Raw genomic sequence first — 18,091 nt, forward strand, 5'->3', positions numbered from 1 at the left:
TGTTATTGCACGTTTATTCTTGTTTATGCATGAGTTCCGATGAGCGATCATTTTGTTAGCGAGCGGCAGGCGCTCATCCTTGCGCAGTTGCGGCAAAGCGGTCGGGTGCTGGCGCAGGATCTCGCGCAGAATTTCGGCGTTTCCGAAGACACCGTGCGCCGCGACCTGCGTGAGATGGCGGCCCGTGGCGAATGTTTACGGGTTTATGGCGGGGCGTTGCTTTCCGACAGCAAGACGGTGCCGCTGAAAACGCGTATTGCCGAGGATGCGGACCGCAAGGCCCTGCTGGCGCGCGCCGTTGTCCGGCTTCTCGAGCCGGGCATGGTCGTCTTCATTGATGCCGGGTCCACCAATCTCGCCATTGCAAGGGCGCTTCCCGCCGGGCTCAGCCTGACGGTGGTGACGAATACGCCCGCCATCGCAGCTGAACTGACGGGGCGGGCCGATATCGATCTGGTGCTGATCGGCGGCAAAGTCGATCCGGCCGTAGGTGCTGCGATCGACGCCATGGCGCTTCGGCAGCTCGAACTGATGCGGCCCGATCTCTGCATTCTCGGTGTCTGCGGCGTTGCGGCCGAGACGGGTCTGTCGGCGGATGTTTTCGAAGATGCGGTATTCAAGCGACTTGCCTGCAGCGCCAGCCAGCGGATTGTCGCCGCCATCACCACGGAAAAGCTCGGCCACAGGGCAGCTTTCCATGTGCATGATTTTTCTCCACCTCTTTCCCTGGTGCTGGAACAGGATGCCGACCGCGCATTGGTCGAGGCCCTGTCGGCAAAGGGCGTACAGGTTCATTGCGGCGATGATGACGTCGCTCAGTTTTCTCATGGTCAAGTCTGAAGGATATTGCCGATGAATGGCCCCACGACGTTTTCGCCGACAGGCACACGCTCATCCTATCTGACGCGGCACAGGCTTGGCGTTTCGCTGCTGTTTTTGATGAACGGCTTCATGATGGGCTCATGGGCGCCGAAGATTCCGGAATTTGCCGCACGTCTGTCCCTCAGCGAAAGTGCGCTCGGCCTGATCATTCTGGTTTTCGGTATCGGTTCGCTGGTTTTCATGCCGATTGCAGGATCGCAGATCGCCCGTTTCGGCTCGCGTACGGTCAGCCTTGTCACCGCCGCCATCTTTCTGCCGACGCTGCTTTTCATCTCCTGGGCCGGCACCGTCTGGGCGGGGGTGATCGCGGTTTTCCTGTTCGGCGGGCTGACGGGGGCGATGGATGTCGCCATGAACGCCAATGCGGTAGCGGTGGAGCGCGATATGCGCCGCGCCATCATGTCGTCGTGCCACGCCTTCTGGAGCCTCGGCGGCCTGATCGGCGCCGGTCTTGGCGGGTATCTCATCACGGCCATCGGTGTGCAGGGACACGCCATTGCGCTAACCGTCATCGCGCTCGTGCTGCTGGTCATTGCGTGGCCGCGCGTCCTTGCGGATCGTCCGCATCCGGAGGAGGAGCGCCCGAAAGGTGGCCTGCCGCTCACGCCGCTGCCGTGGATCATCGGCCTGATGGCTCTGTTCTCGATGATTCCTGAAGGCGCTATCCTCGACTGGGGCGCGCTTTATCTGCGCAATGAACTCGGCGCTTCCGTATCGCAGTCCGGTTTTGCCTTTGCGGCCTTTTCCATGACCATGGCGGCGATGCGGTTTGCCGGCGATCTGGTGCGTGACCGCTTCGGCGCCGTGACGACCCTGCGCTTCTGTTCGGCCATGTCGATTATCGGTCTTATGATTGCCGGTCTTGCGGGAAATTCCACTATTGCGATCATCGGCTTCGCGATTGCCGGCATCGGCATTTCCAACATGGTGCCCATTGCCTTTTCCGCCGCCGGCAACATGCCGGGACTGGCGCCTGGCATTGGTCTCTCGGTGGTCACCACCATGGGCTATTCCGGCATTCTGGTGGCGCCATCGGCCATCGGCTTCATTGCCGAACATACCGGCCTTGCCAGCGTTTTCATCGCCTTGCCGCTCTTGCATGTGGTGGTTCTGCTGCTTTCGCGGCTCGCGCGCCATGCGGATGGCGCGGGCAAGGAATAGGCGTCTCGAATTTTGCCATGATTGCGGTAAAGTAGAAGCTCTCATGCGTTGGGTGTTGACAAGCCGGCCCCCTTGTTTCACCTCAATTGCCAGACCTTGCCGCAAGCTCCAGAGACCGCCATGACGTCACATGCCGATTACGATCCCAAGCCCCGCCGCGCATCCGTCGCCGTAGACGTGGGCGGTGTCATCGTCGGTGGCGGCGCGCCCGTCGTCGTGCAGTCGATGACCAATACCGATACGGCGGATATCGACGCCACGGTCAGCCAAGTGGCGGCGTTGTTCCGCGCCGGTTCGGAAATCGTGCGCATCACCGTCGACCGCGACGAGAGTGCGGCCGCGGTGCCGAAAATCCGCGAGCGGTTGCTGCGTCTTGGGCTTGATGTGCCGCTTGTTGGCGATTTCCATTATATCGGCCACAAGCTTCTCGCCGATCACCCTGCCTGTGCCGAGGCGCTGGCCAAATACCGCATCAATCCGGGCAATGTCGGCTTCAAGGACAAGAAGGACAAGCAGTTCGGCGAGATCGTGGAAATGGCGATCCGTTACGACAAGCCGGTGCGAATCGGCGTCAACTGGGGCTCGCTCGATCAGGAATTGCTGACGACCCTGATGGACAGGAACAAGGAGCAAGGCTTCCCTCTCTCCGCCCGTCAGGTAACGCGAGAAGCGATCGTTCAGTCGGCGCTGATTTCCGCCGAGCTTGCCGAAGAAATCGGCCTGCCGCGCAACCGCATCATCCTGTCGGCCAAGGTCAGCCAGGTGCAGGACCTGATCGCCGTTTATTCCATGCTGTCGGAACGCTCCGACCACGCCCTGCATCTCGGCCTGACCGAAGCGGGCATGGGTTCGAAAGGCATCGTCGCCTCGTCCGCCGCCATGGGTTACGTGCTTCAGCATGGCATCGGCGATACGATCCGCGTTTCGCTGACGCCGGAGCCGAATGGCGACCGCACCCGCGAGGTCCAGGTGGCGCAGGAACTGCTGCAGGTCATGGGCTTTCGCCAGTTCATTCCGGTCGTTGCGGCATGTCCCGGCTGCGGGCGCACCACGTCTACCGTGTTTCAGGAACTGGCCCAGAACATCCAGAACGACATTCGCAAGAACATGCCGATATGGCGGGAAAAATATCCCGGGGTCGAGGCGCTCAACGTTGCCGTCATGGGCTGCATCGTCAATGGGCCCGGCGAAAGCAAACATGCCGATATTGGCATTTCGCTGCCCGGAACCGGCGAAAGCCCGGCAGCGCCCGTCTTTATTGATGGCGAAAAGGCGCTGACCCTGCGTGGTCCCAACATCGCCGCCGATTTTGAAGCGCTTGTGATCGATTACATCGAAAAGCGTTTTGGCCGGAAAGATGCGGCGGAGTAAAGAGTAGCGTGAAAAGGCCGGAATTCCATTGTCATACCTCCTGAACCTCTCGGAGCATCAAAACACATGATCAAAAAAATCGCGATCGTCGCCCTTTGCGGGACCTATCTTTCCGCCTGCACCACCACCGATCCCTATACGGGTGAGCAGAAGATTTCGAACACGGCGGGCGGCGCCGGCATCGGCGCCGTGGTTGGTGCTCTGGGTGGTCTGGCTGTCGGCGGTTCGCCGACCGGTCGCCGCAATGCAGCGCTCATCGGTGCGGGCATCGGCGCGCTCGCCGGCGGTGCCATCGGCAATTACATGGATGGCCAGGAAGCAGAGCTTCGCGCCCAGCTTCAGGGAACCGGTGTTTCGGTTACCCGCCGTGGCGACAGCATCGTTCTCAACATGCCGTCGAACATCACCTTCGCGACGGACCAGGATCAGGTCATCCCGCCATTCTATCAGACGCTCGATTCTGTCGCCATCGTGCTGAACAAGTTCAACCGCACGCTCATCGACATCAACGGCCATACCGATTCTACCGGCAGCGCCGGTTACAATCAGGGCCTTTCGGAACGTCGTGCCGCGTCGGTCGCCAATTATCTCGGCGCGCGCGGCGTCGACCAGCGCCGTATTTCGACGCTCGGCTTCGGCCCGTCGCAGCCGATCGCCTCGAACGCAACGCCGGATGGCCGCGCCCAGAACCGTCGCGTCGAAGTGCTGATTTCGCCGCTCAAGGGCTGATTGGGTGATGAAAAGCTGAGCGGAAGCCGCTCAGCTTTTTCGTTCAGCGATGAATCTGGCGGCCGCGATGAGAATTGCGGCCTTTTCGCCATAAGGGGCCAAGAGTTCGCTGGCTTCCGCCACCTGCTCCTGCAGTTTGCGACGTGCCCAGTCTTCGCCGCGCAACGCCACAAGCGTTCCCTTGCCGCGAGCGGCATCCTTTCCGGTGGCCTTGCCCATGGTGGCGGCGTCGGCCGTCAAATCCAGAAGGTCGTCGGCAAGCTGGAAGGCGAGGCCGATCTTTTCGCCGAAGAGACGCAGCCTTTGCCTTTCGGAAATGTCGCTGCCAGCAACAATTGCGCCCGCTTCACAGGCAAAACGTAACAATGCGCCGGTTTTCATAGCCTGCAATGTAATGACGCCGGCTTCATCGGGTGCCTTCTTTTCCGCAGCGAGATCGAGCGCCTGGCCGCCAGCCATACCGCCTATGCCCGCTGCGCGGGCAAGCGAAAGCACGAGTGCGGTCTTGCGTTCCGCGGCTAGCGGATTTTCGTCCGAGGCGATGATATCGAAGGCAAGCGTCAGCAGGCTGTCACCCGCGAGAATAGCGGTTGCCTCATCGAATTTGCGATGCACCGTCGGCTGGCCGCGGCGCAGGTCGTCATCGTCCATGGCCGGCAGATCGTCATGAACCAACGAATAACAATGGAGGCATTCCAGTGCCGCGCCGACATAAAGGGCGGCTTCGGCATTCCCGCCCGCAAGGGCAGCACTTTCGATGACGAGGAAGGGCCGCAGGCGTTTGCCGCCGTTCAGCACGCCATGGCGCATGGCGTCGAGCAGGTTTTGCGGGCGCGTGATCTCATCCGCGCGGGCGTCGCCGGAAAGCAGGCGGCCAAGCAGGGCTTCGGTTTTTGCCGCGTTTTCGCGCAGTCTCGTTTCGAAATTCGTCATCTGAGCGTCCATGCGCGCTCTTTGGCATGCCGGACGAATGCAGGCAAACCTTTTCGTGATTCCGGGGTCGCAACGGTGTCACCGGACTCGCCTTCAAGGCGGCAATGGACTATGAAAGGCTTCAATTGGCGTGGGGCGCGGGGACGGATATTGAGCAGTACGCCTGAAAGCGACGCAGAATATGCCGTGCTGGCGGAAGACCGAAGCAGGCAGAAGGTGGATTTTCGCACGTTGGCAAAGCGTATCGTCATGACCATGCTGGTTTTGCTGATTCTGCCCTATCTGTTGATTCCGGTTTATGCGTTGCCATTCATCCGGCCTGTTTCGACGCTGATGCTGACCGATATGGTCACTCTGCAGGGTTATGATAGACGCTGGGTGCCGCTTGAGGATATTTCGCCGCGCCTCGTGCAATCCGTGATGATGTCCGAGGACGGGCAATTCTGTTTCCATGGCGGCGTGGACTGGAACCAGATGCAATCCGTGGTCAGCGATGCGCTTGAGGGGGCTTCCACCCGCGGCGCCAGCACTATTCCGATGCAGACGGCGAAGAATCTGTTCTTATGGAACGGCCGCTCGTTTTTGCGCAAGGGGCTGGAATTGCCGCTGGCGATTGCCGCCGATTTCGTGTGGTCGAAAAAGCGGATGATGGAGATTTATCTCAACGTTGCGGAATGGGGGCCGGGAATTTACGGTATCGAGGCTGCCGCCCAGCACCATTTCAAGGTGCCGGCCGCAAAACTCAGCTCCCGTCAGGCGGCGCTGCTGGCGGTTTCGCTGCCTAATCCCATAGACCGCGTCGCGAGCAAGCCGGGACGCGGGCTGCAACGGCTTGCTGGCCTTATCGAACGGCGCGCACGTGCCTCCGGCGGCTATGTCGGCTGCGTGCTGGATTGACACCGGCGCGCCGCGTCAGCCTTTCTTGAAAATATAATCGGTTTCCTGTCGCAGGGTTTCACCCGGCCGCAGGATGGCGTGCGGGAAATCCGCGTGGTTGACGGCGTCCGGCCATATCTGCGTTTCCAGGCAGAAACCGGCAAAGGGGCCATAGTGACGGCCATCGAGGCCGGGAACCGGAACATCCAGTTTAAAGGCCGAATAAAACTGCACACCGGGTTCGGTGGTGTGAACCTCAAGGGCGATATCGGAGGCCGACGAATAGGCGCGGGCGACCTTGCGCTTGGCGCGGCGCTCTGGCGAGAGGCAGAAATTATGGTCGTAGAGAACCTGCTCGCCATTCTCCTTGCGCCGCATCGGTGTCGGGTGGCGCAGGTCGAAGACGGTGCCTTCGACGGAGCGGATTTCGCCCGTCGGTATCTGCTTGTCATTGGTGGGCAGGTAAAAATCAGCCGCGATGCTGATCTCATGCCCAAGTGCGGTGTCTGCGCCATCGAGATTGAAGTAGGAATGCTGGCAGACATTGGCGATGGTCGGCTGGTCGGTCACCGTTTCATAGACCACCGAAAGCACGCCGCCGTCGAGGATCGTATAGGTGGCGGTGACGGTGCAATTGCCGGGATAACCGGCGCGGCCATCGGGGTCGATAATCTGCAGAACCACATGGCTTTCGCCATGTTCCATCAGCATCCAGTTGCGTTTGCCCATGCCGTCGCTACCGCCATGCAGGTGGCTTACGCCCTTTTCATTGAGCTCCAGCTGGTATTCGTGCCCGTCTATCGAGAACCGGCCGTCGCCAATACGGTTGGCGTTGCGGCCGGGGGTGGCGCCGAAATAGGAGGAATATTTATAGTCCTCGAACTTGTCGAAGCCGAGCACGAGGGGCGGCTGGTGGCCTTCAAGACGCAGATCCTGAATAACGGCGCCCCAGGTGATGATCTTGGCCGTCAGCCCGCCTTTCGAGATGGTGACGCGTTCGACTTTTTCGCCGGTCGCCGTGAAACCGAAATTCTCCCGCACCGCCGCGTCGCTCATAACGTCATTCTCCCGATTGCCATGAATTGCCGGCGGACGTTGCGTCATTTTCCGGCAATTCGCAATCCGCAATTTACGCAGCGAGTTTGCCGATGGATTCGAGATCGTAGGGCGTCGTCTGGTATATTTCGTTGATCCAGTTGCCGAAAAACAGATGGGCATGGCTGCGCCAACGGTTGAGCGGGGCGAGTTCTGGATCATTGTGCGGAAAATAATCATGCGGCAGCTTGATGGGAACGCCGGAATTCACGTCACGGAAATATTCGTCGGACAATGAGGTCGAATCATATTCGACATGATTGAACATATAGAGACGGTTGCCTGCCTTTTCATGCACCAGACACACGCCCATTTCCTCAGATTCCATCAGGATTTCGAGGTCGGGGTGTTTTTCGATATCGGCGCGCCTAACTTCCGTCCAGCGTGATACCGGAACCTGAAAATCGTCCGAAAAGCCGTTGAGGTAGATCGAGGAAGGGCAAAGGTTGCGGTGGCGATAGACCCCGAAAGCTTTTTCCTTCAGCTCGTATTTCGGCACCCCATGGAAATGATAGATGGCGGCCATCGCGCCCCAGCAGACGTTGAGGGTCGAATGAACATTGGTGCGGGTCCATTCGAATATCTTCTGCATTTCATTCCAATAGGTGACGTCCTCATATTCCAGCAGCTCAATCGGCGCGCCGGTGATGATGAAACCGTCGAACTTGCGGTGACGCACTTCTTCCCACGTCTCGTAGAAGGAGAGGAGATGTTCTTCCGGCGTGTTCTTGGCGCGATGGCCGCCGATGCGGATGAGCGACAATTCTACCTGCAGCGGCGAGGCGCCGACGAGGCGCGCCATCTGGATTTCGGTCTTGATCTTGTTCGGCATGAGGTTGAGAAGCCCGATCTGGAGCGGGCGGATATCCTGCCGGATGGCCGCCGTTTCGGTCATGACCCGCACGCCCTCATGAACGAGGGTCTCAAAGGCGGGAAGCGTATCGGGAATCTTGATCGGCATGTCGAACTCTCTTTTCCGGGGCGCGTAAAGAACGTTGCGAAAACAAAAAAACCGGCAGCGAAATCGCGACCGGTCCCAGGAAATTGCCCTTTTCCTCGACCCTTTAGCGACTTCTTTAAAGTGGCTGCAAGCCGGTCGGCAAATCACCACTGAGGGGTTTCATAATCCCGAAGCCGGCGAAAATCAATATAGGCTGATTTCATCGGGTTTCTGCTTTCCATTTTCGGCCGAGGTGCGGTAAGGCAGGGCATGGATAAAGAGCGCTTCACCATTCTGCTTGGCGGCGATGTCACGGTGACCGGTCGTCTGAAAGAGGCGGTCGCGGACAGCCGTGTGATTGCGGCCGATGGCGGCATGCGCCATGCCGGGCCGCTTGGCCTTGTGCCCGAGCTGTGGGTTGGGGATTTCGATTCCGCCAATGAAGAGCTGCTCAACGCCTGGCCCGATGTGACGCGGCAACCCTATCCGGCGGCAAAGGCAGTGACAGATGGTGAGATCGCGGTCTCCGAGGCACTGTCGCGCGGCGCGCATTCGCTGCTGCTGGTGGGCGCGCTTGGCGGCGCACGAAGCGACCATGCTCTGCAACACCTTCTTTATGCCGTAGCGCTTGCGGAGCGCGGTTTCGAGGTGACGCTGACCTCTGGTGAGGAAGAGGCGAGGCCGCTGCTTGCCGGTTCGCTCGCCATTGATCTGCCGCCCGCTTCGCTGTTTTCGGTTGCCGGATTTACCGCCCTTGAGGGGCTCGATATTGGCAATGTGCGTTATCCGTTGAAGGATTTCGCGCTTGCTTTTGGTTCCTCCCGCACTATTTCCAATGTCGCGAATGGCGGGCTCGTGCATTTCTCGCTGAAAAGCGGCAAAGCCATCGTGCTCGCCCGCCCTTATGACCTGACCGGAGCCTGACGCCTTGGCACCCCCAATTTTGAAACTCGATGACATCAAGCTGACCTTCGGCGTGACCCCGCTGCTCGACGGCGCCAATCTCCAGGTGGAACCGGGCGATCGTATCTGCCTTGTCGGGCGCAATGGTTCGGGCAAATCCACGCTGATGAAGATCGCCGCGGGTCTCGTCGAGGCGCAGTCGGGCGAGGTCTTCCGGCATCCGGCGGCCACCATCCGTTATCTGGAGCAGGCCCCGGATTTTGCCGGTTACGACACGGTTCAGGCCTATGCCGAAGCGGGGCTCGGCCCCGGTGACGATCACTATCGCGTCACCTATCTTCTCGAACATCTGGGCCTTACCGGACAGGAAAATCCGGAGAGCCTCTCAGGCGGCGAGGCGCGCCGCGCGGCACTTGCCCGCGTCATGGCGCCTGAGCCGGATATTTTGATGCTGGACGAGCCGACCAACCATCTCGATCTTCCCACCATCGAATGGCTTGAAAGCGAGCTGCAGCAGACGCGCAGTGCGCTGGTGCTGATCTCGCACGACCGGCGCTTTCTGGAGAAGGTCTCGACCTCGACCGTGTGGCTCGATCGTGGCCAGTCCCGCCGTCTCAATCGTGGCTTTGCCCATTTCGAGGAATGGCGCGACAAGGTTCTGGAAGAGGAAGAGCTGGAGCAGCACAAGCTCGGCAAGGCCATCGAGCGCGAAGAACACTGGATGCGTTATGGCGTGACCGCAAGGCGCAAGCGCAACATGCGCCGCGTCGGCGAGCTTCAGGCGATGCGTGCGGAATATCGCGGCCACAAGGGGCCGCAGGGCACGGTGCAGGCGACCGTTACCGAAGGGCGTGAATCCGGCAAACTGGTCATCGAGGCCGAGGCCATCACCAAGGCTTACGGCGAGCGCGTGATCGTCGCGCCCTTTTCGCTGCGCGTCCATCGCGGCGATTGCATCGGCTTCGTCGGCCCGAACGGCGCCGGTAAAACCACGCTTCTGAAGATGCTCACCGGCCAGCTGGAGCCCGATAGCGGCACGGTGAAGCTTGGCACCAATCTGGAGATTGCGACGCTCGACCAGAAGCGCGAGGATCTCAATCCCAACGATACGCTCGCGCATTATCTGACCGATGGCCGCGGCGAAAATCTGCTGGTTAACGGCGAATTGAAGCATGTGACGGGCTATATGAAGGACTTTCTGTTCCAGCCGGAACAGGCCCGCACGCCGATCCGCAACCTGTCCGGTGGCGAGCGCGCGCGCCTTATTCTGGCGCGCATTCTGGCACGGCCGACCAATCTTCTGATCCTCGACGAGCCGACCAACGATCTCGATATCGAAACACTCGATCTGCTGCAGGAAATCGTCGCCGGCTTCTCCGGCACGGTCATTCTCGTCAGCCACGACCGCGATTTTCTTGACCGTACCGTTACCTCCACCATCGCCCCTGTTAATCCCGACCAGCCTGACGGGCGCTGGATCGAATATGCCGGTGGCTATTCGGACATGATGGCGCAGCGCAAGGGGGCGTCGGACGAGAAGCGCAAGGCTGAGAAGCAGGAAAAGGCGAAAGCGGCATCTTCCGCCTCGGCTTCACAGGAGCCTGTAAAGGCGAAGGGCAAGCTTTCCTTCAAGCAGAAATTCGCGCTCGAAAATCTGCCTAAGGAGATGGAGAAGGCGCAAAGCGAAATCGCAAAACGCGAGCAGCGCATGGCCGATCCGGAACTTTTCACAAAAGATCCGGAGGCTTTCAACACGCTGGCGCAGGAAATGTCGAAGCTGCGCGACAAGCTGGAAGTCATGGAAGAAGAATGGCTGGAACTGGAGATGCTTCGCGAGGAACTGGAGGGCTGAAGGCATCAGTCCTTCCTTTGCCGGTCCTCCTTCGGCCTTTGACAGAAAAGCAGAATTGCCGTTCTATGCCGGCGTTCGCTTGGAGGAGTTGAAAAATGCGCATGATTTTTGTCAATCTGCCGGTCAAGAACATCGAGACGTCAAGAAACTTCTTTACTGCTCTCGGTTTCAGCTTCAACCCGGAATATTCAGATGACCACACACTCTGCATGATCGTGGAAGAGAATATCTTCGTGATGCTTCTGCAGGAGGGACGTTTCCGCGATTTCATCAACGGCGACATTGCTGATGCGACGCGAACCACCGAGGTTCTGACCTGTCTTTCCGCCGGAAGCAGGGAGGAAATCGACCGGATGATCGCCACGGCGCTCGCCTCCGGCGGTGGCAGCTGGAAGCCCGTGCAGGATCATGGCTTCATGTATGCCGGCAGCTTTCAGGACCCCGACGGACATGTCTGGGAACTGGTGCATATGACGGAACAGGGCTGACCTCGGCCATCTTGCCAATCAGGGACGGCGGGATTACACCATCATCTTGATCTAACGGGGTGTCTTTTGCGCTTTGGTGTAAAAGGCTGAGAGGCTTGCCAACCCGAAGAACCTGATCCGGTTCATACCGGCGGAGGGATTAGACGGCTTTAACGCAGACGGCTATTTCCCTATCGTTTTTTGAGGAGATACCCGTGCGCCGTCGTCTTTTCCTGAATTCCCTCGTTGCCGCCTCGCTGTTTCTGCCCGGTCTTGCCATTGCACAGGATAGACAGGAACTGACCGTCTACACCTATGAGAGTTTCGTTTCCGAATGGGGTCCCGGCCCCAAGGTGAAGGAGGCCTTCGAGAAGGTTTGTAATTGCACGGTCAATTTCGTCGGCGTGGCCGATGGCGTGGCGCTGCTCAATCGTCTGAAGCTTGAAGGGGCGGGGTCCAAGGCGGATGTCGTCGTCGGTCTCGACACCAATCTTGTCGCGGAAGCAAAACAGACCGGTCTGTTCGATGTCAGCGGCATCGATGCATCGGCGGCCAAAGTGCCGGGCGGTTATACGGACGATGTTTTCATTCCCTATGATTACGGTCATTTCGCTGTCATCTATGATACGCAGACGGTGAAAAGCCCGCCGACGAGCCTGAAAGACCTCGTGGAAGGCGACCCCTCGCAGAAAATCGTCATTCAGGATCCGCGCACCTCCACGCCGGGGCTCGGCCTGCTGCTATGGGTGAAATCGGTTTACGGCGACAAGGCCCCGGAGGCTTGGGAAAAGTTCAGGAAGCGCATTCTCACCGTCACGCCGGGCTGGTCGGAATCCTATGGCCTCTTCACCAAGGGTGAGGTGCCGATGGTGCTCTCCTACACCACCTCGCCCGCCTATCACATGGTCGCTGAAAAAACGGATCGTTATCAGGCCGCCGCCTTTTCCGAAGGACATTACATCCAGATCGAGGTTTCCGGTCTCCTCAAAAACGCGCCGCACAAGGAACTGGCAAAGCAGTTCCTCGCTTTCACGCTAACATCCGGTTTTCAGGATGCCATTCCGGAAAACAACTGGATGATGCCGGTCGCGGCGACCTCTAAGCCTTTGCAGGAGGCGTTTTCCAAACTCGTGGTGCCGCAGAAGACTTTCCTGATGGATCCGGAAGAGGTAGCGAGGAACCGCAAGGCATGGATCGATGAATGGCTTGCCGCCATGAGCATGAATTGAGGAAGGGGCACATCCGCGCATGATGCCGCGTCGCGATTACCGACGGTCGATCATTTTCGGAACGGCGGCTTTTGCTGCCGTTTTCCTGTTCATGGCGCTCGCGGTTGCGGCTCTCCTGTCTTTTGATGCCGGCGCGCCCGCTGCCGGCATCATGGATGCCTATACGCTGCGCATCCTGCGTTTCACGCTTTATCAGGCAACGCTCTCCACCCTTCTTTCCCTTTTTCTCGGCCTGCCGGTGGCACTGGCGCTTTGCCGTCGGCGCGAGTTTCCGGGAAGAATCTGGATCGTCAGACTGATGGCGGTGCCGATGGGTCTGCCTGTGATCGTCGGCGCTTTCGGTATCATCACCATCTGGGGCAGGCAGGGCGTTTTGAATTCGGCCCTTGTTTTTGCCGGGGCGGATGAGCCGTTCAGCATCTACGGTCTTTCCGGCATTCTTATTGCCCATGTGTTTTTCAATCTGCCGCTTTCGGTGCGGCTGATGCTGGCCGGGCTGGAGCGTATTCCGGGCGAATATTGGCGCATGGCGGCGAGCCTCGGTATGGGTCCGGTTTCGATTTTCCGTTTTATCGAATGGCCGGCGGTCGCGCGTCTCGTCCCCGGTATTGCCGGGCTTGTCTTCATGCTGTGCGCCACCAGCTTCACGCTCGTTCTTCTTTTGGGCGGCGGGCCGGCGGCAACGACGCTGGAGGTGGCGATCTATCAGGCGCTGCGGTTCGATTTCGATCCGCAGCGGGCGATTGCGCTTTCGGTTTTGCAGATTGCCCTCACCGCAATTCTGCTCGGCCTTCTTGCCTTTTTGCCGTCGCCCGAAGCGGAGATTCCCTCGCTTGGCCGTTCCCTTCGCCGTTTCGATGGAAAAGGCGTCGGCGCTCGCCTTTGGGATGGCGTGGCAATCGTGTTCGCTGTTCTGCTGATCGGCCTGCCGCTTGCCGCCATCGCTGTTTCGGGTTTGAGGGCCGATCTGCCGCGCCTTTTGTCCGCGCCGATTTTCCTGCGCGCGGCGGTGGCCAGTCTTGCAATTGCCGCACTGTCTGCAGCCCTTGTTGTGCTCTGCTGCATGGCGATCATCGGCGCGCGACAGGCGATAGGCTCCAGACGGCAGGCGGGGCAACCCCTGCGCTTCCTCTCCGCCATGCTGGGGGCGGGGTCTTCGCTGGTGCTTTTGGTGCCGCCTGTCGTATTGGGAAGCGGGTGGTTCCTGTTATTGCGGGTTTTCGGCGATGTCAGCTTCTATGCGCCGGTCCTCGTGGCGCTCATCAATATGCTGATGGCTTTGCCGCTTGCCATGCGGGTGCTGGAACCGGCTTTCACCAGTCATTTTTTGCGCACCGGCCGGCTTTCCGCCAGTCTCGGGCTTCAGGGCTTGACGCGGCTGCGGTTTGCCGATCTTCCGGTTCTGTGGCGGCCGCTGGCCATGGCGTTTTCCTTCGCCATGGCCCTGTCTCTCGGCGATTTAGGTGCGGTTGCCCTGTTCGGGTCGGAAAGTTTCGTCACCCTGCCATGGCTGGTTTACAGCAGCATGGGCAGCTATCGTACCAATGACGCCGCCGGTTATGCCTTCCTTCTCGGTATCGTCTGCCTGCTGCTTGCCGCAGGCGGTGTTGCGCGGCAATCCCCATCAGCAAGGGCGAGCATATGACCGGCGAAGATTTTGCCGTTGAACTCAACAAGGTCAGGCTGCGGCTTGGAACGCAGGATTTCGACCTCGATTGCACATTCCCGCAGAGCCGGATAACCGCTGTCGTTGGCGCGTCCGGTTCGGGCAAGTCGACGCTTCTCAACCTCGTCGCAGGCTTCGAGGTGCCGGATTCCGGCCGCGTGATGATCGGCGGGCAGGACATGGCGGCGCTCGATCCTTCGGAGAGACCGGTCTCATCGATCTTCCAGGATAATAATCTTTTCGCCCATCTCGATATCTTCACCAATGTCGCTCTCGGTGTCAGCCCCGGGCTGAAATTACGTGTGGAAGACCGGGAACGGATTGAGATGGCCCTCGTCCGCGTCGGTCTTGCGGGTTTCGACAAACGTTTGCCGGGCACGCTTTCCGGCGGAGAAAGGCAGAGGGCGGCGCTGGCGCGCGCGCTGGTCAGAAAAAAACCGGTCATGCTGCTCGACGAGCCCTTTGCCGCGCTCGATCCGGGACTGCGGGCGGGTATGGCCTCCCTCCTTCTCGACTTGCATGGAGAAACAAAAAACACGGTGATTATTGTCACCCACCATCCTGACGACATAAAGAAGCTGGCGCAGCAGGTGGTTTTTCTTGATCGCGGTCGGGTTGTCTATGTCGGCTCTACCGCAGATTTCTTCGCCACACAAAATGTGAAGGCGGTGGACAGTTTTCTGAACGGGTGATCGCCTTATTTTCGACGTGTGCCGCTGGCAATCGATTTAGATGACTTCAATGGCGCTAATTTGCACTTGCCAGTTTCAAGTTGTTGCCCGAGAAAAGATGGGAATTATTGCGTTCTTCAGGAATAATCCGGACTTGATGGATCGTTTTTACCGTTTCGGCATTCATCGCCCGTTGGGGCGAATCTGTTATTCTGGTCTGCAATTAACGGATGATCAGGAACGTTAGGGGCAGGCATAGAGAATGAGAAATAGCATGACCGCAGAGGGGAGGCTCTTCTCCTGTTCAGGCCTTCGCCGTTCGGGCAGGATGGTTGCCGTCTGTTCCGTGCTGACGGCGTCTGCCGTGTTCCTGTCGTCGTGTCAGTCTCTCTTCAGCCCGGCATACCAGTCCACCCTGCGGCCGTCGGATAATCCGCAAACGGTCGAACAAGTGCAGAAGAATGATCCGCGCGCCCAGATGGGTGCGCGCGAGCATCCGCGCATCGTGGCAAGTTATGGCGGCGAATATCGTGACGCCAAGACGGAGCGGCTTGTCGCCCGCATCGCCGGTGCTCTGACGGCTGTTTCGGAAAACCCGCAACAGTCCTACCGCATCACTATCCTTAACTCGCCGGCCATCAACGCCTTTGCGCTGCCGGGCGGATATCTTTACGTGACGCGCGGACTGCTAGCGCTTGCCAACGATGCTTCGGAAGTGGCCGCCGTGCTTTCGCATGAAATGGGCCATGTCACCGCCAATCACGGCATCGAACGCCAGCGCCGCGAAGAGGCGGAGGTGATTGCCAGCCGCGTGGTTGCCGAAGTGCTGTCGAGCGATCTTGCTGGCAAGCAGGCGCTTGCGCGCGGCAAGCTGCGGCTCGCGGCCTTTTCGCGCCAGCAGGAATTGCAGGCGGATGTGATCGGCGTGCGCATGCTGGGCGAGGCCGGTTACGACCCCTTTGCCTCGCCGCGTTTTCTGGATTCCATGGCGGCCTATGCGCGCTTCTCCTCGGCCGACCCTGAAAACGACCAGAGCCTCGACTTTCTTTCCAGCCACCCCAACACGCCGCAGCGCATCGAGCTTGCGCGGCGTCATGCACGCGCCTTCGGCCAGGACGGCCAGGTCGGGGATCGTGGTCGCGACTGGTTTCTGGATGGCATAGACGGCCTGCTTTATGGCGACAGCCCGCAGGAGGGTTATGTCCGCGGCCAGACATTCCTGCACGGAACGCTTGGCATTCGTTTCGATGTGCCGGAAGGTTTCGTCATCGACAACAAGGTCGAGGCCGTTCTGGCGACGGGACCGGGCGATATGGCGATCCGTTTCGACGGCGTCGCCGATCCGAAACAGACGAGCCTTGCCAATTATCTGACCAGCGGCTGGGTTGCCGGCCTGTTGCCGGAAACCGTCAAGGAAACGAAGATCAACGGTCTGGAGGCTGCGACAGCCCGGGCAAGTGCGGATAAATGGGACTTTGACGTGACCGTCATTCGTGTCGGCCAGCAGATATTCCGTTTCCTGACGGCCGTGCCGAAGGGCAATACCCAGCTCGATTCTATCGCCAACATATTGCGCACCAGCTTCCGCAAGATGACGCCGCAGGAAATTGCCTCGCTGAAGCCGCTGAGGGTGCGGGTGGTGACTGTGAAGCCCGGTGAAACCGTGGCGACGATGGCGGCGCGGATGATGGGAACCGACCGGAAGCTCGACATGTTCCGCATGATCAATGCCATGAGCGCCACGGCGACGCTGCAGCCCGGCCAGCGTGTGAAGATTATTTCCGAATAAACAAAAACCCCGGATCGCTCCGGGGTTTGCTGTTCAAGCCATCATGCGGCAATCATTGCCACTCACGCACGTCGACGAAATGACCGGCGATTGCGGCCGCTGCCGCCATAGCTGGCGAGACAAGGTGAGTGCGGCTCTTATAGCCCTGACGGCCCTCGAAATTGCGGTTCGAGGTGGAGGCGCAGCGTTCGCCGGGTTTCAGGCGGTCATCATTCATGGCAAGGCACATGGAGCAGCCCGGTTCGCGCCATTCGAAACCGGCTTCGAGGAAAATCTTGTCCAGACCTTCCTGTTCCGCCTGTTCCTTCACGAGACCGGAGCCCGGCACGATCATGGCCGAAACGGTGGGAGCGACTTTACGGCCGTCAACGATCTTCGCCGCCGCGCGCAAATCCTCGATGCGGCCATTGGTGCAGGAGCCGATGAAGACGCGGTCGATGGCGATATCGGTGATGCGCGTGCCGGGCTTCAGGCCCATATACTCAAGCGCACGCCACTTGGAGGCGCGCTTGTTTTCTTCCTCGATGTCGTCGGGATTGGGAACAATACCTTCAACGGAGGTCACATCTTCCGGGGACGAACCCCAGGAGACGATGGGCGGCAGGTTGGCCGCATCCAGTACCACGACCTTGTCGTAATGAGCGCCTTCGTCGGATTTCAGCGTTTTCCAATAGGCGATGGCCTGTTCCAGCGTTTCACCCTTCGGCGAGCGCGGCCTGTCCTTGATGTAATCGAAGGTGGTTTCATCCGGTGCGATAAGACCCGCACGCGCGCCGCCCTCAATGGTCATGTTACAGACCGTCATGCGGCCTTCCATGGAGAGCGAGCGGATCGCCTCGCCGGCAAATTCGATCACGTGGCCGGTGCCACCCGCCGTGCCGATCTCCCCGATAATGGCGAGGATGATGTCCTTGGCGGTAACGCCATCAGGAACTTTACCGTCGACACGCACCAGCATGTTCTTGGCTTTCTTCTGGATCAGCGTCTGCGTCGCCAGAACATGCTCCACTTCCGAGGTGCCGATGCCATGCGCCAGTGCGCCAAAGGCGCCGTGGGTCGAGGTGTGGCTGTCGCCGCAGACGATCGTCATGCCGGGCAGGGTGAAACCTTGTTCGGGGCCGACGATATGGACAATGCCCTGGCGCTTGTCGCGCTCGGAATAATATTCGACGCCGAAATCCTTGGCGTTCTGCGCAAGCGCTTCCACCTGAATGCGGCTTTCCTCGTTCTTGATGCCTTCCAGCCTGTCGGCCGTGGTCGGAACGTTGTGGTCCACAACGGCCAGCGTGCGGGTAGGCGAATGCACGGGGCGACCGGCCATGCGCAGGCCTTCGAAGGCCTGCGGGCTCGTCACCTCATGGACGAGGTGACGGTCGATGTAGAGAAGACAGGTTCCGTCTGGGTCGCGATTGACGACGTGGTCGTCCCAGATCTTGTCATATAAGGTGCGGGGTGCGCTCATGGCTCTATGCCTTGTCATGGAAAAGTGTAACCAGGGTTCAGAATGGCGTGGACAGCGGTGCTGTC

General features: G+C 59.7%; 16 protein-coding genes and 2 riboswitches. Of the genes, 12 read left to right on the forward strand and 4 right to left on the reverse strand.

Annotated features, from left to right (window positions below; all coding sequences use genetic code 11):
* Nucleotides 1–39 precede the first annotated feature (39 nt).
* From ACQZ48_RS13835 to ACQZ48_RS13850, 4 genes are all read left to right on the forward strand, one after another.
* A complete protein-coding gene (locus tag ACQZ48_RS13835) occupies nucleotides 40–840 on the forward strand; it encodes a DeoR/GlpR family DNA-binding transcription regulator (RefSeq protein WP_191217200.1) in 801 nt (266 codons plus the stop codon).
* A gap of 12 nt (nucleotides 841–852) precedes the next feature.
* A complete protein-coding gene (locus tag ACQZ48_RS13840; protein ID WP_077985443.1) occupies nucleotides 853–2,043 on the forward strand; it encodes an MFS transporter in 1,191 nt (396 codons plus the stop codon).
* A 120-nt stretch (nucleotides 2,044–2,163) separates the two neighbouring features.
* On the forward strand, nucleotides 2,164–3,414 hold the full coding sequence (ispG, locus tag ACQZ48_RS13845; RefSeq protein WP_077985444.1) for a flavodoxin-dependent (E)-4-hydroxy-3-methylbut-2-enyl-diphosphate synthase: 1,251 nt from the start codon (nucleotides 2,164–2,166) through the stop codon (nucleotides 3,412–3,414).
* A gap of 66 nt (nucleotides 3,415–3,480) precedes the next feature.
* A complete protein-coding gene (locus ACQZ48_RS13850; RefSeq protein ID WP_077985445.1) occupies nucleotides 3,481–4,143 on the forward strand; it encodes an OmpA family protein in 663 nt (220 codons plus the stop codon).
* 30 nt (nucleotides 4,144–4,173) lie between these two features.
* Here ACQZ48_RS13850 and ACQZ48_RS13855 read toward each other — a convergent pair whose 3' ends face one another.
* Nucleotides 4,174–5,088 (reverse strand): polyprenyl synthetase family protein, encoded by a 915-nt coding sequence (locus ACQZ48_RS13855; protein ID WP_191217201.1) that lies wholly within the window; start codon nucleotides 5,086–5,088, stop codon nucleotides 4,174–4,176.
* Nucleotides 5,089–5,325: 237 nt separating this feature from the next.
* On the opposite strand from ACQZ48_RS13855, the gene mtgA reads away from it, so the two are divergent.
* Nucleotides 5,326–5,973 carry a monofunctional biosynthetic peptidoglycan transglycosylase gene (mtgA, locus tag ACQZ48_RS13860; protein ID WP_244634966.1) on the forward strand — a complete coding sequence of 216 codons (648 nt, stop codon included), beginning with the start codon at nucleotides 5,326–5,328 and terminating at the stop codon, nucleotides 5,971–5,973.
* Nucleotides 5,974–5,988: 15 nt separating this feature from the next.
* Here mtgA and ACQZ48_RS13865 read toward each other — a convergent pair whose 3' ends face one another.
* Both ACQZ48_RS13865 and metA read right to left on the reverse strand, forming a co-directional pair.
* Nucleotides 5,989–7,008 carry an aldose epimerase family protein gene (locus ACQZ48_RS13865; protein WP_191217202.1) on the reverse strand — a complete coding sequence of 340 codons (1,020 nt, stop codon included), beginning with the start codon at nucleotides 7,006–7,008 and terminating at the stop codon, nucleotides 5,989–5,991.
* 73 nt (nucleotides 7,009–7,081) lie between these two features.
* A complete protein-coding gene (gene metA, locus ACQZ48_RS13870) occupies nucleotides 7,082–8,008 on the reverse strand; it encodes a homoserine O-acetyltransferase MetA (protein WP_137412307.1) in 927 nt (308 codons plus the stop codon).
* A gap of 83 nt (nucleotides 8,009–8,091) precedes the next feature.
* Nucleotides 8,092–8,168: riboswitch (SAM riboswitch) on the reverse strand.
* Between the two features lie 89 nt (nucleotides 8,169–8,257).
* Between metA and ACQZ48_RS13875 the strand changes: the two genes are divergently transcribed.
* The 7 genes from ACQZ48_RS13875 (at nucleotide 8,258) to ACQZ48_RS13905 (ending at nucleotide 16,564) form a co-directional block, all read left to right on the forward strand.
* Nucleotides 8,258–8,911: a thiamine diphosphokinase gene (locus ACQZ48_RS13875; protein ID WP_374636414.1), complete on the forward strand. Its 654-nt coding sequence runs from the start codon at nucleotides 8,258–8,260 to the stop codon at nucleotides 8,909–8,911.
* Nucleotides 8,912–8,915: 4 nt separating this feature from the next.
* A complete protein-coding gene (locus ACQZ48_RS13880; protein ID WP_448728904.1) occupies nucleotides 8,916–10,742 on the forward strand; it encodes an ABC-F family ATP-binding cassette domain-containing protein in 1,827 nt (608 codons plus the stop codon).
* Between the two features lie 95 nt (nucleotides 10,743–10,837).
* Nucleotides 10,838–11,230, forward strand: a complete 393-nt coding sequence (locus tag ACQZ48_RS13885) for a VOC family protein (protein ID WP_077985451.1) — start codon at nucleotides 10,838–10,840, stop codon at nucleotides 11,228–11,230.
* Nucleotides 11,231–11,275: 45 nt separating this feature from the next.
* Nucleotides 11,276–11,386: riboswitch (TPP riboswitch) on the forward strand.
* A gap of 38 nt (nucleotides 11,387–11,424) precedes the next feature.
* Nucleotides 11,425–12,438, forward strand: a complete 1,014-nt coding sequence (thiB, locus tag ACQZ48_RS13890) for a thiamine ABC transporter substrate binding subunit (protein ID WP_077985452.1) — start codon at nucleotides 11,425–11,427, stop codon at nucleotides 12,436–12,438.
* Between the two features lie 19 nt (nucleotides 12,439–12,457).
* On the forward strand, nucleotides 12,458–14,083 hold the full coding sequence (gene thiP / locus ACQZ48_RS13895; RefSeq protein ID WP_077985453.1) for a thiamine/thiamine pyrophosphate ABC transporter permease ThiP: 1,626 nt from the start codon (nucleotides 12,458–12,460) through the stop codon (nucleotides 14,081–14,083).
* A complete protein-coding gene (locus ACQZ48_RS13900) occupies nucleotides 14,080–14,796 on the forward strand; it encodes a thiamine ABC transporter ATP-binding protein (RefSeq protein WP_137412304.1) in 717 nt (238 codons plus the stop codon). The genes thiP and ACQZ48_RS13900 overlap by 4 nt, the downstream gene beginning before the upstream one ends.
* A 253-nt stretch (nucleotides 14,797–15,049) precedes the next feature.
* Nucleotides 15,050–16,564: a M48 family metalloprotease gene (locus tag ACQZ48_RS13905; RefSeq protein ID WP_173990308.1), complete on the forward strand. Its 1,515-nt coding sequence runs from the start codon at nucleotides 15,050–15,052 to the stop codon at nucleotides 16,562–16,564.
* 52 nt (nucleotides 16,565–16,616) lie between these two features.
* Here the strand turns inward: ACQZ48_RS13905 and leuC are convergent, their stop codons facing one another.
* Nucleotides 16,617–18,026, reverse strand: coding sequence for a 3-isopropylmalate dehydratase large subunit (leuC, locus tag ACQZ48_RS13910; RefSeq protein WP_191217209.1), 1,410 nt, complete (start codon nucleotides 18,024–18,026; stop codon nucleotides 16,617–16,619).
* Between the last annotated feature and the right edge of the window lie 65 nt (nucleotides 18,027–18,091).

This window comes from Agrobacterium sp. 22-209-1, from assembly GCF_053522485.1.